Source organism: Roseovarius sp. MBR-78 (assembly GCF_040547535.1).
Lineage (GTDB): Bacteria > Pseudomonadota > Alphaproteobacteria > Rhodobacterales > Rhodobacteraceae > Roseovarius.
Map to the genome: position 1 here is coordinate 229,511 of NZ_JBEPPX010000002.1, position 14,107 is coordinate 243,617.

Annotated in this window: 11 protein-coding genes; 7 read left to right on the plus strand and 4 right to left on the minus strand. The window is 66.4% G+C overall.

Annotated features, from left to right (window positions below; all coding sequences use genetic code 11):
- The first annotated feature begins 109 nt into the window (after positions 1–109).
- Complete coding sequence (locus ABIE58_RS02730; protein WP_354543144.1) at positions 110–1,543, plus strand: MORN repeat-containing protein; 1,434 nt, start codon at positions 110–112, stop codon at positions 1,541–1,543.
- Here ABIE58_RS02730 and ABIE58_RS02735 read toward each other — a convergent pair whose 3' ends face one another.
- Both ABIE58_RS02735 and ABIE58_RS02740 read right to left on the minus strand, forming a co-directional pair.
- The gene (locus ABIE58_RS02735; protein ID WP_354543145.1) at positions 1,544–3,073 is read right to left on the minus strand and encodes a cryptochrome/photolyase family protein; all 1,530 of its coding nucleotides are present in this window, start codon (positions 3,071–3,073) and stop codon (positions 1,544–1,546) included.
- Positions 3,067–3,732, minus strand: a complete 666-nt coding sequence (locus ABIE58_RS02740) for an SDR family NAD(P)-dependent oxidoreductase (RefSeq protein WP_354543146.1) — start codon at positions 3,730–3,732, stop codon at positions 3,067–3,069. The genes ABIE58_RS02735 and ABIE58_RS02740 overlap by 7 nt, the downstream gene beginning before the upstream one ends.
- Before the next feature lie 249 nt (positions 3,733–3,981).
- Here ABIE58_RS02740 and ABIE58_RS02745 point away from each other — a divergent pair, with 249 nt between their 5' ends.
- A complete protein-coding gene (locus ABIE58_RS02745) occupies positions 3,982–5,547 on the plus strand; it encodes a 2-isopropylmalate synthase (protein WP_354543147.1) in 1,566 nt (521 codons plus the stop codon).
- Between the two features lie 337 nt (positions 5,548–5,884).
- Here ABIE58_RS02745 and ABIE58_RS02750 read toward each other — a convergent pair whose 3' ends face one another.
- Positions 5,885–7,768 (minus strand): acyl-CoA synthetase, encoded by a 1,884-nt coding sequence (locus tag ABIE58_RS02750; protein ID WP_354543148.1) that lies wholly within the window; start codon positions 7,766–7,768, stop codon positions 5,885–5,887.
- Between the two features lie 107 nt (positions 7,769–7,875).
- Positions 7,876–8,838 carry a zinc ABC transporter substrate-binding protein gene (locus tag ABIE58_RS02755; protein ID WP_354543149.1) on the minus strand — a complete coding sequence of 321 codons (963 nt, stop codon included), beginning with the start codon at positions 8,836–8,838 and terminating at the stop codon, positions 7,876–7,878.
- 95 nt (positions 8,839–8,933) lie between these two features.
- Here ABIE58_RS02755 and ABIE58_RS02760 point away from each other — a divergent pair, with 95 nt between their 5' ends.
- The 5 genes from ABIE58_RS02760 to ABIE58_RS02780 all read left to right on the plus strand — a co-directional run bounded on the left by ABIE58_RS02760 (position 8,934) and on the right by ABIE58_RS02780 (position 14,102).
- The gene (locus ABIE58_RS02760) at positions 8,934–9,422 is read left to right on the plus strand and encodes a Fur family transcriptional regulator (protein WP_354543150.1); all 489 of its coding nucleotides are present in this window, start codon (positions 8,934–8,936) and stop codon (positions 9,420–9,422) included.
- Complete coding sequence (locus ABIE58_RS02765) at positions 9,413–10,162, plus strand: metal ABC transporter ATP-binding protein (protein WP_354543151.1); 750 nt, start codon at positions 9,413–9,415, stop codon at positions 10,160–10,162. The genes ABIE58_RS02760 and ABIE58_RS02765 overlap by 10 nt, the downstream gene beginning before the upstream one ends.
- Positions 10,159–10,968, plus strand: coding sequence for a metal ABC transporter permease (locus tag ABIE58_RS02770; RefSeq protein WP_354543152.1), 810 nt, complete (start codon positions 10,159–10,161; stop codon positions 10,966–10,968). Before ABIE58_RS02765 ends, ABIE58_RS02770 begins: the two co-directional genes overlap by 4 nt.
- A gap of 60 nt (positions 10,969–11,028) precedes the next feature.
- Positions 11,029–12,045, plus strand: coding sequence for an extracellular solute-binding protein (locus ABIE58_RS02775; protein ID WP_354543153.1), 1,017 nt, complete (start codon positions 11,029–11,031; stop codon positions 12,043–12,045).
- Between the two features lie 98 nt (positions 12,046–12,143).
- Positions 12,144–14,102 carry a sensor histidine kinase gene (locus ABIE58_RS02780; protein WP_354543154.1) on the plus strand — a complete coding sequence of 653 codons (1,959 nt, stop codon included), beginning with the start codon at positions 12,144–12,146 and terminating at the stop codon, positions 14,100–14,102.
- The last annotated feature ends 5 nt before the right edge of the window (positions 14,103–14,107 follow it).

Here is a 14,107-nt window from a genome sequence, read left to right on the forward strand (position 1 = left end):
CGCGAGGAAAAGCCGATTTGCCCGAAACCCGTTGTCACATCGGGGCCGGTCCTCTAGATTTATGCCAACCCGCCACAGGATCGGGCAGGCTTGAGGCACCGGGGCAGAGATGACACGTTTTCCGATAGAGACGATTTTGGCGGCCATGCTGGTCGCGGGCACGAGTGTTCTGGCACAGGATGGCAGCGTCCAGACCAAGCAATATGACGATGGCGGCATCTACGAGGGCACGTTCAAGGACGGGCTGCAACACGGCACCGGCACCTATACCCTGCCCAACGGCTATGAATATACCGGCCAATGGGCCGAGGGCGAGATCAGGGGCAAGGGCGTCGCGCGCTTTCCCAACGGCTCGGTCTACGAGGGTGAATTCGAGCGCGGCAAGCCGCATGGGATCGGTAAGATCGTGTTCGCCGATGGCGGCACCTATGAGGGCGAATGGGTCGAGGGCGAGATCACCGGCCAGGGCGTCGCGGTCTATGCCAACGGTGTGCGCTACGAGGGTGGATTCCTGGGCGCGATGCATCACGGGCGCGGCCGGATGGAGAGCCCCGGCGGCTATCGCTACGAGGGCGATTGGGTGCGCGGCGTCAAGGAAGGCCAGGCCACCATCACCTATCCCGATGGCGCGATCTACGAGGGCGAGGTGACGCGCGGCGCGCGCGAGGGCGAAGGCAAGCTCACCATGCCCGACGGGCTGATCTATGAGGGCGCGTTCAAGGATGGCCAGATCGATGGCACCGGCAAGCTTGTCCAGCCCAATGGCGATGTCTACGAGGGCGATCTCGTGGCCGGGCAGCGCCAGGGCCGGGGCCGTGTAACCTATGCCAATGGTGATGTCTACGAGGGCGAGTTTCGCGACGATCTGCGCCACGGGCAGGGCGTGTTCACCGGCGCCGATGGCTATCGCTACGAGGGCGAGTGGCAGGGCGGCAGGATGTCCGGCACCGGCCGGTTAAGCTATCCCGATGGCTCGGTCTACGAGGGGCAGTTTCGCGACGATCTTGCCAATGGCCAGGGCAAGATCACCTATCCCGACGGCTCCACCTACGAGGGCGATTGGGTGGGCGGCGTGATCGAGGGCACGGGCCGTGCCACCTATCCCAACGGGCTGGTCTACGAGGGCGAATTCAAGGAGGCGCGCAACCACGGCCAGGGCGTCATGACCTTTGCCGATGGCTATCGCTATGAGGGCCAGTGGCAGGACGGGCGGCGCCACGGCCAGGGCATCGCGACCTATCCAGATGGCACCGTCTACGAGGGCGGGTTCGTCAATAACCAGCGCCACGGACAAGGCAAGATCATCATCCCCGACACGCCCGAGACGCCCGAAAACGATCGCTTTGTCTACGAGGGCGAATGGCGCGAGGGCGAGATTTCGGGCCGCGGCGTGGCCACCTATGCCAATGGCGATGTCTACGAGGGCACATTCCTTTCGGGCAAGCGGCAGGGCGAGGGCACGATGCGCTATTCCAGTGGGCAAGAGGCGAGCGGCACGTGGGAGGATGGCGTGCTGGCCGACAACGTCACCCGGAGCGAATAATCAGACAACGGCACCCGCATCGAGCCGCGCCAGCAGGCGGGCCGCATCGCGCAGCACGGTCTCGCGGCGATCCTCGGCCATCCTGTCCCATGTGCGATACACCGGCCCCATGCGCGGGTTGCGGCCAAAGCGGTCGCGGTGGCGGATCAGGAAATCCCAGTAAAGCAGGTTGAAGGGGCAGGCCTCGGGGCCGGTCTTCTGCTTGACCGAATAAGCGCAGGCGGCGCAGTAATCCGACATCTTGGCGATGTAATTGCCTGACGAGACATAGGGTTTCGACGCAATGATGCCGCCATCGGCGAACTGGCTCATGCCAATCACATTGGGGGCCTCGACCCATTCGAACGCGTCGGCATAGACGGCCAGATACCAGTCATGCACCTGCGCCGGGTCGATCCCCGCCAGAAGCGCGAAATTGCCCGTCACCATCAACCGTTGAATATGGTGGGCATAGGCCTCTTCCCGCGTTTGTTCAACGGCTTGCGCGACGCAGTTCATGTGCGTCTCGCCGCCCCAGAACAAAGCAGGCAGCGCGCGGGTATGCCCCAGCGCATTGCGCGCCACATAGCCCGGCCCCTCGCGGAAATAGATCCCGCGCATATATTCGCGCCAGCCGATGACCTGCCGGATATAGCCTTCGGCGGCGTTGATCGGCACGCGGCCCGCTTGCCATTCCTCAACCACGCGGGCGCAGATATCCCTAGCATTGAGCAGGCCGATATTGAGATACATGGAAATCACCGAGTGATGCACAAACCGGTCCCCGGTCACCATCGCGTCCTGAAAATCGCCGAAACCGGGCAGCAGATGCGTCGCGAAATGATCGAGCGCGCGGGCGGCCTCGGCCCGCGTGACGGCGAACCAGAACGGGCGCAACTCGCCGAAATTGCCGCCGAACCGCGCCTCGACCAGATCGAGCACCTCGTGCGTGATCGCGTCAGGCTCAAACCGCATCGGGCGCGCGCGCAGCATGTCGGCCTGCGCCGGTTTGCGGTTGTCGTGGTCGAAATTCCACTTGCCGCCGGCGGGCTTGTCACCCTCCATCATCATACCGGTCTTGCGCCGCATCTCGCGGTAGAAATACTCCATGCGGAGTTCTTTACGCCCCTCGGCCCAGCCGTCGAATTCCTCCAGCGAGCAGAGGAACCGATCATCGGGCAGTTGGCGCACCGTCAGCGGCGCGGCCTCCAGCGCCTCAAGGAGCCGCCATTCGCCCGGCTGCGTCGCGATGACCTCGGTTGCCCCATGCTCCTGCGCGCGCCGCATCAACTCGCCCACAATGGAGCGGCTGGCACCGGGGTCATCAAGCCGCGCATAGGCCACCTGCCAGCCATCCGCGCGCAAGTCTTGGGCGAAATGGCGCATCGCCGACAGGATCAGCGCGATCTTCCTGGGGTGGTGGGGGACATATGTGCCCTCCTCCATCACCTCGGCCATGACCACGATATCGCGCGCGCGGTCGGCCTCGCGCAGCGCCGAAAGGTCGTGGCTGAGCTGATCGCCCAGCACCAGAATCAGGCGGCTCACCACGGCACCCTTTCGCCCTTCCAGTCGAAGAAATCCCCGGTGTCCTGCGCGCCGAGACCGTCGATGACCTTCAGCAAATGCCCCGCCGCCTCGTCAGGGGCGACCGCCGGGTGACGGCCCAGGTATTTCTCGGTGAAGGGCGTGGCCACGGTGCCGGGATGCAGCGCCACGCAGATGGACTCGCGATGCGTGCGCGCCAGTTCGATCGCGGCGGTGTGGATCATCTGGTTGAGCGCCGCCTTGGCGCTGCGGTAGCCATACCAGCCGCCGAACCGGTTGTCGCCGATGGAGCCCACGCGCGCCGAAAGCGCGGCAAAGACCGCGCGGCGGTCGCGCGGCAGGAGGCGCACGGCATGTTTCAGCACCAGCGACGGGCCCACGCAATTGAGCGCGAATTGATCCATCATCGCTTGCGCGCTCACCTGCCGCAGCGATTTTTCCGGCGCGGCCCCGTCGATCTCCAGCGCGCCGGTGGCCACGAGGATGAGATCATACGGCCCCTCCAGCCCCCCCAGCGCCGCCGCGACCGAGGCCTCATCGGTCACATCGAGCCCGTCGCCTGAGCGCGACAGCGCCGTCACCGCCGCGCCGCGCGCGCGCAACGCGGCGACAAGCGCCCGCCCGATGCCGCCCGACGCGCCGATGATCAATGCCTTTTCCATGGGCCGCGACCTAGCCGAACGCGCCGCCGCTTCAACCCCTGTTTTCGGGGTTTTCAAGCCGCAAAGCGCCGCCTATAGTCCGACCGATGATCGCTGGTGCACATATCGCCCGCCCTGCCTGCGCCACCCGCGCGGCCTGCGTGCTGTGCCTAGGCCTTAGCCGCCTCTGAGCGTGCCGCCCGGCGCGAGCGCTCAGAGGATGTGCCATCTCGCGCCACAAGGCCAAGGATCAACCGAAAGAGACCCGACATGACCAACACGACCAAAGATAAAGTGGTGATTTTCGACACCACCTTGCGCGACGGCGAGCAAAGCCCCGGCGCGACCATGACCCACGAAGAAAAGCTCGAGATTGCCGGACTGCTCGACGATATGGGCGTCGATATCATCGAGGCGGGATTTCCTATCGCCTCCGAGGGTGATTTCCGCGCCGTGAGCGAGATCGCGAGAAACGCGAAGGACGCTACCATCTGCGGCCTCGCGCGCGCCAACCTGAAAGACATTGACCGGTGCTGGGAGGCGGTGAAACACGCCCGCAGCCCCCGCATCCACACGTTCATCGGCACCTCGCCGCTGCACCGCGCGATCCCCAATCTTGACATGAACCAGATGGCCGAGCGCATCCACGAGACGGTGACCCATGCGCGCAACCTCTGCGACAACGTGCAATGGTCGCCGATGGACGCGACCCGCACCGAATGGGAGTATCTCTGCCGCGTGGTGGAAATCGCCATCAAGGCAGGTGCCAGCACGATCAACATCCCCGACACGGTGGGCTATACCGCCCCGGTGGAGAGCGCCGATCTGATCCGGCGGTTGATCGAGACGGTGCCGGGCGCGGATGAGGTGGTCTTCGCCACCCATTGCCACAACGATCTGGGGCTGGCCACCGCCAATGCGCTGGCCGCCGTCGCGGGCGGCGCGCGCCAGATCGAGTGCACGATCAATGGTTTGGGAGAGCGCGCGGGCAATACCGCGCTGGAAGAGGTGGTGATGGCGCTCAAGGTGCGCGGCGACATCATGCCCTATGAGACCGGAATCGACACCCGCAAGATCATGCATATCTCGCGCCGGGTGTCTGCCGTCTCGGGCTTTCTGGTGCAGCCCAACAAGGCCATCGTCGGCAAGAACGCATTCGCGCATGAATCGGGCATCCATCAGGACGGGATGCTCAAGAATGCCGAGACCTTCGAGATCATGCGCCCCGAGGATGTGGGCCTTGCCGCGACCAGCCTTGTGATGGGCAAGCATTCGGGCCGCGCCGCGCTGCGCTCGAAACTGCACGATCTGGGCTATGACCTGGCCGACAACCAGTTGGGCGATGTGTTCGTGCGCTTCAAGGACCTCGCCGACCGCAAGAAGGAGGTCTATGACGAGGATCTGATCGCGCTGGTGAATGCCGGGCTTGACGATGAGGGGGACCGCTTGCAGATCAAGCGCTTGCAGGTGATCTGTGGCACCGAGGGGCCGCAAAAGGCCAGCCTGACGATGCTGATCGACGGGCGCGAGGTCTCGACCGAGGCCACCGGCGACGGGCCGGTGGATGCGACCTTCAACGCGGTCAAGACGCTCTTTCCGCACGAGGCGCGGCTGCAACTCTACCAGGTGGCCGCCGTCACCGAGGGCACCGACGCGCAGGCCACGGTGAGCGTGCGGATGGAGGAAGAGGGCCGCATCGTCACCGGGCAATCAGCCGATACCGATACGGTCGTGGCCTCTGCCAAGGCTTATGTCCACGCGCTCAACCGGCTCTTGGTGCGGCGCGAAAAAACGGGGAGCGACGCGCGCGAGGTGAGCTACAAGGACGTGTCGTGACGCGGGCTTGAGCGAGAGAGAATTGGCCCGGATGAGAGGATCATCCGGGCCTTTTGTTTTGCGGGTGGTGTCTGTTGGCCGTGTGCTTACATTGGCCCCAAAAGATGAGCCGCGCGGTCGCTGGGCCGGGGACTAGCGATGCAACGGTGGTAACTGCCACTTTATGCCAGCAAACCCGTGTGACACCGAAGCGTCGCTCTTCCCCTCAAAATCGCTAGGCCGCGGGACGGCGTCATGCCGGAGGCATGCCTTTGGCATGACGATCGCGCGGCGGGCTTCGCCCTTGATCCCGCGCGGGGGACAGGATGCGAATATCTTCTCCAGCCCAATGCTCCCCCTACTCCGCCCATTCCCAGGGCCGCACGAACTGCCCCAGCACATGGCCCACGGCCTCGGCATCCGCCTCACCGGCGCGCGCCACCTGCGCCACCAGCCCGCGCTTCTTGTCATCGACCACCGATGTCACCCGCGCGGCAAGCCCCGCCTCGTCGAGCGCGGCATTGTAGATGCGCGTGATCGCGCGCTTGCGCAGGTCGGGCTTGAACACCTTGCCGACGGCGGTCTTGGGCAATTCACCCAGCACCTCGACATGGCGGGGGATCGCCGCGCGCTCGTGGACATGCACTTTGCAATGCTCCAGCAGGTCCGCGCCCGTCGCGGTGCCGCCTGTCACAAGCTCGACATAGGCGCAGGGGATTTCGCCCGCATGGGCATCGGGCTGACCAATCGCCCCCGCCATCGCCACATCCGGGTGCGCCATCAGCGCCTCCTCGATTTCCGCCGGGTCGATATTGTGGCCGCCACGAATGATCAGATCCTTGGCGCGGCCCGTGATCCAGAGATAGCCGTCAGTGTCGATCCGCCCCAGATCGCCGGTACGCAGGTATTTGTCGTAATGGTATAGATCGGCGTTCTTCTCGGCCTCGGTATAAGTGTTGCCTGCGTAAACGCCGGGATTGGAGATGCAGATCTCGCCCACCTCGTCCACCTCGCAATCCACCGGGCCATGCGGCGTTCCCTTGATGATGCGCACATCCGTATAGGGAAACGGCACGCCGACCGAGCCCACCTTTTTCGCGCCCTCGGGCGGGTTGCAGGACACAAGGCAGGTGGCCTCGGTCAGGCCATAGCCCTCGATCACGGTCATGCCGGTGGCCGCCTCGAAGCGGTTGAAGAGCTCCAGCGGCATGGGGGCCGAGCCGGAAAAGGCATTCTTGACGGTCGAGAGATCGGCATCCACCTTGCGCTGCATCAGCGCCGATACGGCGGTCGGCACGGTGATGATGAAACTGATCTTCCAGCGCTCGCAGAGCTTCCAGAAATTGTCGAACACGCCTTCGCCGCGATAGCCTGCGGGCGTCGGGAACACCACATGCGCGCCCGACTTGATGCAGGCCATCAGGATCACATGGCAGGCAAAGACATGGAACAGCGGCAGCGGGCACATCACGTTGTCGCGTTCGGTGAAGAGCAGCGTATGGCCGATCCAGCCGTTATAGACGATCCCCGAATAGCGGTGCTGCGCCACCTTGGGCATGCCCGTGGTGCCGCCGGTGTGGAAATAGGCCGCCACCCGGTCGCACGCGCTGTCGTTGAAGGTCAGGCTCTTGGGCTGACCTGCCAGCGCCTTGGTAAAATCGCGCGCATCAGCATGGTGCTGCACCGGGTTCTTGGGGCGCACCAGCGGCACGATCCAGCTTTTCGGCGGGGTGAGGTAGCGGTTGAGGTCGATCTCGAGCACGGTGTGCACATGCGGCGCATGGCGCACCGCCTCGGCGGTCTTTTGCGCGATGTCGGTCTTGGGGAAGGCCTTGAGCGTCACCACCACCTTGGCCCCGGTCTCGCGCAGGATGGCACCGATCTGCTCGGGCTCCAGAAGCGGATTGATCGGGTTGACGATCCCGGCAATCGCGCCGCCGATGGTGGCTACCGCCGTCTCGATGCAGTTGGGCAGGACGAGGGCCACCACGTCCGCCTCGCCGATCTTGAGGCTGCGAAACAGGTTGGCCGCCTGACAGCATTGATCGTGGAATTGCTGCCATGTCAGCGTCACCGCCTTGTCGGCGGGACCGGAGAAAAGCTGATAGCTGATCGCCGGCCGGTCGGGAAAAGCGCGCGCCGTGGCGCTCAGCATCTGGTAGAGGGTCGCGGGTATCTCGCGCGCCTCCCACGGCACCTCGTTCTGAATTGCAAGCACGTCCTGCCGCGAGGTGAATGTCATCGCCGATCCTCCCTGTGCCCCGCGCCTCCCCGCGCGGGAATTCCCGTTCGCCGCAGAATGTGCGGGATTTGGGCGGCGCGCAAGTTTTACGCGGCGTTCCGGGCGCATCACCGCCCGCCAAGGCACTCCGCCAGCGCCGCCGCCATATCCTCGATCAGCGCCGGGTAGAGTGCCGCGCCGGGGGCGTGGCGGCTGCCCAGCGGGTCGAGCACGCCGTGGCGGGCGGTGTCGCCAAAGACCGCCGCCACCCGTGCGCTGTTGAATTGCGGCTCGGTGAACACGCAGGCGATACCCTCTGCCCGCGCCAGATCGCGCAGCGCGGCGATACGCGCAGGCCCCGGATCGGCGGCATCGCCCAGCGCCAGCGCGCCAGTGGGCACAAGGCCGAATCGCGCCTCGAAATACTGATAGGCATCATGATAGACGAGGTAGGGCACGTCGCGCACCGCCGCCAACCGCGCCGCGATATCGGCCTCCAGAGCTTTGATCTCCGCCGCCGCCTCGGTCGCGTTGGCGGCATAAAGCGTGGCATTGTCGGGGTCGCGCTCGGCCAGTTCCCCGGCGATCACCCCGAGCCAGGCGCGGGCATTGGCCGGGTCGAGCCAGGCGTGGGGGTCGGCCCCGTCATGGGCGTGGTCGTCATGGGCGTGGTCATCGTGCCCTTTCTCGGCGGCGTGATCGTCATGCCCGTGGTCGTCATCCGCGTTCGCAGCAAAGCTCAGCCCCTCGCGGAAGGCCAGCACCGAGGAGCCGCCCGCGCCCAGCAATTCGATCACATGGGCATCCCCCGCCAGCGTCTCGATCGGGTCTTCAAGCCAAGGCGTCAGCCCCTCGCCGATCCAGAACACCACATCTGCCCGGTCAAGCGCCGCCGCCTCGGACGGGCGCAGCGCATGGCCATGCGGCGAGGCCCCCGGCGGCACGATCAGCGCGGGCGCGCCCACCCCCGCCATCACCCGCGCCACCAGCGCGTGCACCGGCGCAATATCGGCGGCCACTTGCGGCGCGGCCATGCCGGGGGCAGCGCACCCCAGCACAAGCCCCAGAGAAAGGATGAAACGGGTCGTCATTTCGGCCTCCATATGTTATTATATAACAGTCACACCGGGCTTGATAGCCGTTACGATGTAACATATCAAGCCCCGATCGACCGAAGGAGACCATCATGGACCCGCTGGGATTCGCGCCGCACGATCACCGCGATTGCAAACGCGAGGCAATGGCCGCCGCAGAGGCGCATTGCGCGCGCCACCGGCTCAATTTCACGCCCGTGCGCCGCCGCGTGCTCGAAATCCTGCTGGAAGGGCACCGCGCGATGGGGGCCTACGAAATCCTCGACACTTTGCGCGCCGAAGGCTTGGGCGCGCAACCGCCGGTGGCCTATCGCGCGCTGGATTTCCTGGTGAGCAACGGCTTTGCCCACAAGATCGAGCGGCTCAACGCCTTCATCGCCTGCACCCATCCCGCGGCCGCTCACACGCCCGCTTTCCTGATCTGCCGGGGCTGCAATGCCGTGGCCGAGGCGCAGGCAGAGCCGACGCGCGGGATGCTCGGCGCGGCGGCAAAGGCGGCGGGGTTCGAGATCGAACAGGCGGTGGTCGAGGCGGTGGGGCGCTGCCCGCGCTGCCGCGCGGAGGCCGCGCCATGCCGTTGATCGAGGCGCAGGGCCTTGGCGTGCGCCTTGGCGGGGTCGAGGTGCTGCACGACGTGTCGATGACCATCGCGCCGGGCGAGATCGTGACCATCGTCGGCCCCAACGGCTCGGGCAAATCGACGCTTCTGCGCACCCTCATCGGCGCGCAGCGGCCCACGCGCGGGCGCATCACCCGCGCGCCGGGGCTGCGCATCGGCTATGTGCCGCAGCGGCTCCATATCGACCCGACCCTGCCGATGAGCGTGGCGCGGTTTCTCAATCTGCCGCGCCGCCGCCCGGCGGCGGCCCTGCGCGCCGCGCTTGACGGCGCGGGCCTGCCCGATCTGGGCGCGCGGCAGATGGCGGACCTTTCGGGCGGGCAGTTTCAGCGCGTGCTGCTGGCGCGCGCGCTGCTGGAGCGGCCCGACCTGCTGATTCTCGACGAGGCGACGCAGGGCCTCGATCAGCCCGGCTCGGCGGCGTTTTACCGCCGTATCGCGGAGGTGCGGCAAGAGACGGGCTGCGCCGTGCTGATGGTCAGCCATGAGCTTCATGTGGTGATGAGCGCCTCGGACCGGGTGATCTGCCTCAACGGCCATGTCTGCTGCGAGGGCCGTCCCGAGATCGTGGCGCAGGCCGAGGAATATCGCGCCCTGTTTGGCACCGGCACCCACGGCGCGCTGGCGCTTTACCGCCACGAGCACAGCCATAGCCACGACCATGACCACCCGCAGGACCACAGCCCGAGGGCCGCCGAATGATGCTCGATGATTTCCTGCTGCGCGCGGCACTGGCGGGGCTGGGCGTGGCGCTCGCCGCCGCGCCGCTTGGCAGCTTTGTCGTGTGGCGGCGCATGGCCTATTTCGGCGATGCCACGGCCCATGCCGCGATCCTCGGCGTGGCGCTGGCGCTGGCCTTTGACACATCTGTTTTCGCGGGGGCGCTGGCGATGTCGCTGGTGATGGCCACGGCGGTCTCGACCCTCTCCGGCAAAGGCTTTGCGATGGATACGATGCTGGGCGTGCTGGCGCATTCGGCGCTGGCCTTCGGGCTGGTCGGCGTGTCGTTCCTGTCGGGGGTGCGGCTCGACCTGATGGCCTATCTTTTCGGCGATATCCTCGCCGTGAGCCGGGGCGATCTGGCGGTGATCTGGGCGGGCGCGGCGCTCGTGCTGGCGCTGCTCGTGTGGCGCTGGCAGGCGCTCTTGACGGCGACGCTCAGCCCCGATCTGGCCCATGCCAGCGGCATCGACCCCCGGCGCGAACAACTGGTGCTCACGCTGGCGCTGGCGCTGGTGGTGGCGGTGGCGATCAAGGTGGTGGGCGTGCTGCTCATTGCCGCGCTGCTGATCGTGCCCGCCGCCGCCGCGCGCCCGCTCAGCACCACGCCCGAGCGCATGGCGGTGATCGCGACGCTGATCGCCGCCGCCTCGGCGCTGGGCGGGCTTGTCGCCTCGTTCCGCCTCGATACGCCCACCGGCCCCACAATCGTCTGCGTGGCGGCGCTGATCTTTGCCGGGGTGATGGCCGGCAGCGCCCTGAGTAAAACAGTCAGAAATAACGGTTGACTGTTATTATCGGATTTGCGAGACCTGCCCGTGCAACCAATTCGGACAAACGGAGCCGCCATGACCTCGATCAAGACCCTTCTCGGCGCAACCGCCCTTCTGGCGCTGGCCGCCCCCGCCCTCGCGCAGGAGGTCAACCTCTATTCCAGCCGTCATTATGACAGCGACGACGCGCTTTATACCGCCTTTACCGAGGCGACCGGCATCACCATCAACCGCATCGAGGCCAAGGCCGACGAGCTGATCGCCCGAATGGAGGCCGAAGGCACCAACAGCCCGGCCGACGTGTTCATGACCGTCGATGTGGGCCGCATCGCCCGCGCCGAGGAAAAGGGGCTGCTTCAGCCGTTCACATCCGAGGTGATCGAGACCAACGTGCCCGCCCATCTGCGCCACCCCGACAATCTCTGGACCGGTCTTTCGCAGCGCGCGCGGATCATCTTTTACGCGAGTGATCGGGTGGAAAATCCACCGCAGACCTATGAGGCGCTGGCCGATCCCAAGTGGAAGGGCAAGATCTGCATCCGGTCTTCGTCGAATGTCTACAACCAGTCGCTGCTGGCCTCGCTCATCGAGGCCGACGGCGAGGCGGCGGCCAGGGATTGGGCCGCGGGCATCGTCGCCAACATGGCGCGCGCGCCGCAGGGCGGCGATACCGATCAGCTTCGCGGGATCGTCTCGGGCGAGTGCGACATCGCGGTGGCCAACACCTATTACTATGTGCGCGGCCTCGCAGGCGAGGTGGACGGGCTGACCAGCGGCATCGACGGTATCGGCTTTGTCTGGCCGAACCAGAGCGGGCGCGGCGCGCATGTCAACCTCGCAGCCGCCGGGATCGCCGCCAACGCCCCCAACAAGGCCGAGGCGACCGCGCTGCTGGAATATCTTGTCAGCGAAGAGGCACAGGCGCAGTTTGCCAATGCCAACAACGAATACCCGGTGGTGGCCGGGGTGCCGATCGGCGAACATGTGGCGCAGCTCGGCATCTTCATCCCCGACACCCAAACGCCGACCGCGTCGTTCAAGGAACATGCCGTGACGGCACAGACCATCTTCAACACGGTGGGTTGGGACTGACACGCGCCTGAACCGGGCGTGACTGCACCGAAAAAGACTGTAAACTTCCGCTGAAATTGCTTTAGGGTCGGGGTCCAAATGGAGCCCGGCCCTTTTGCATGACCTCCGTCCGGCTACGCCTTCTCATTCTCGCGCTGCTGCCGCTGGTGGTGCTGATGCCCGCGCTTCTGGCCGTGGCCATCGGGCGCTGGTCTGCCAATTACGACGCGCTTCTGGTCACCAATGTGGAAACCGATCTGCGGGTGGCCGATCAATATGTGCAGCGCATCCTGACCACGACCGGGGGCGATGTGACGGCGCTGGCGCGCTCGCTGCGCTTTGACCGGGCGCTGCGCGGGGGCGGCGGCCTGCGCGATTTTCTCGAAGACGAGCGCGCGGCGCTGGGGCTCGATTTCCTCTATTACCTGCCCCGCGAGAGGGCGCGCAAGACCGGCTGGCCGGTCATTGCCCGCGCCGCCGCAGGCGTGGCCGCGACCGAGATCGACATTTTCGCGCCCGAGGTGCTGCGCGCCCTGCCCGAGACCGGCCCGGAGCTGGCCGCGCGCGCGCGCGTGCCGCTCATTCCGACGCAGGCCGCCGTGCCGACGACGCGCACCGTCGAGGATCGCGGCATGGTGGTGCACAGCGCCACGCCGGTGGCCACGCCGGGGCGCGAGGGGGTGCTGGTGGGGGGCATTCTGCTCAATCGCAACCTTGGTTTCATCGACACGATCAACGCGCTGGTTTACCGCGACAGCGGCGCGCCGGGGGCGCGGCAGGGCACGGCGACGCTGTTTCTGGAGGATGTGCGCGTCTCGACCAATGTGCGGCTTTTCGAGGGCAGCCGCGCGCTTGGCACGCGGGTGTCGGCGGCGGTGCGCGGCGCGGTGCTGGGCGAGGGGCGGACCTGGCTCGACAGCGCCTTCGTGGTCAATGACTGGTATATCTCGGCCTATCGCCCGATCATCGACAGCACCGGGGCACCTGTCGGAATGCTTTACGTGGGCTTTCTTCAGGCCCCGTTCGACGCGGCCAAGCGCAATGCCTATATCCTTGTTTTCGCAGCATTCCTTGCCGTGGTCGCGCTCAGCGCGCCGCTTTTTCTGTGGCTGGCGCGCAACATTTTCGCGCCCCTGGAGCGGATGACGCAAACGATGGAGCGGGTCGAGGCGGGCGACCTGGAGGCGCGGATCGGCCCGGTTGCCTCGCGCGACGAGATCGGCACCGTGGCCGCCCATCTCGACAGCCTGCTTGACCAGGTGCAGGAGCGCGACCGCGCGCTGCGTGCCTGGAACGACGAATTGAACGCCCGCGTGGAAGCGCGCACCGCCGAATTGCGCGAGGCCAATGCCAAGCTCGAGACCACCTATCAACAACTGGTGATGTCGGAGAAACTCGCCTCCATCGGCGAGATCACCGCCGGTGTCGCCCATGAGATCAACAACCCCACCGCCGTCATCCAGGGCAATCTCGACGTGATCCGCGAGGCGCTTGGGCCGCGCGCCGGGCCTATTGCGCACGAGTTGGGCCTGATCGACCGGCAGGTGGGCCGCATCAGCGCGATCGTCGGCAAGCTCTTGCAATTCGCGCGACCCACCGAGTTCGGCAGCTTCGAGGAAGACGTGGACATGGGCCAGGTGCTGCGCGATTGCCTGGTGCTGGTCGATCACGTCCTGTCCAAGGCCGATATCGCGGTGGAGATCGTCGAGGCCACCGATACGCCGCTCGTCACCATCAACCCCGGCGAGTTGCAGCAGGTCATCATCAACCTTGTGACCAATGCCGCGCAGGCGATGGGCACCGGCGGGCGGCTCTTGATCGAGACCCGCCCGATGGCGCGCGAGGGGCGCGCGGGCGCGGCCCTGATCGTGGCCGATACCGGCAAGGGCATCCCCGAGAGCAAGCTTGCGGCGGTGTTCGATCCGTTCTTTACCACGCGGCATGGCGAGGGCACCGGGCTTGGCCTGTCGGTGAGCCAGACGCTGATCCGGCAGGCGGGCGGGATCATCACCGCCTGCAACCGCCCCGAGGGCGGCGCGGAATTCACCGTCTGGCTTCCGGCGCAGGAGGCGCGGTGAGGGGC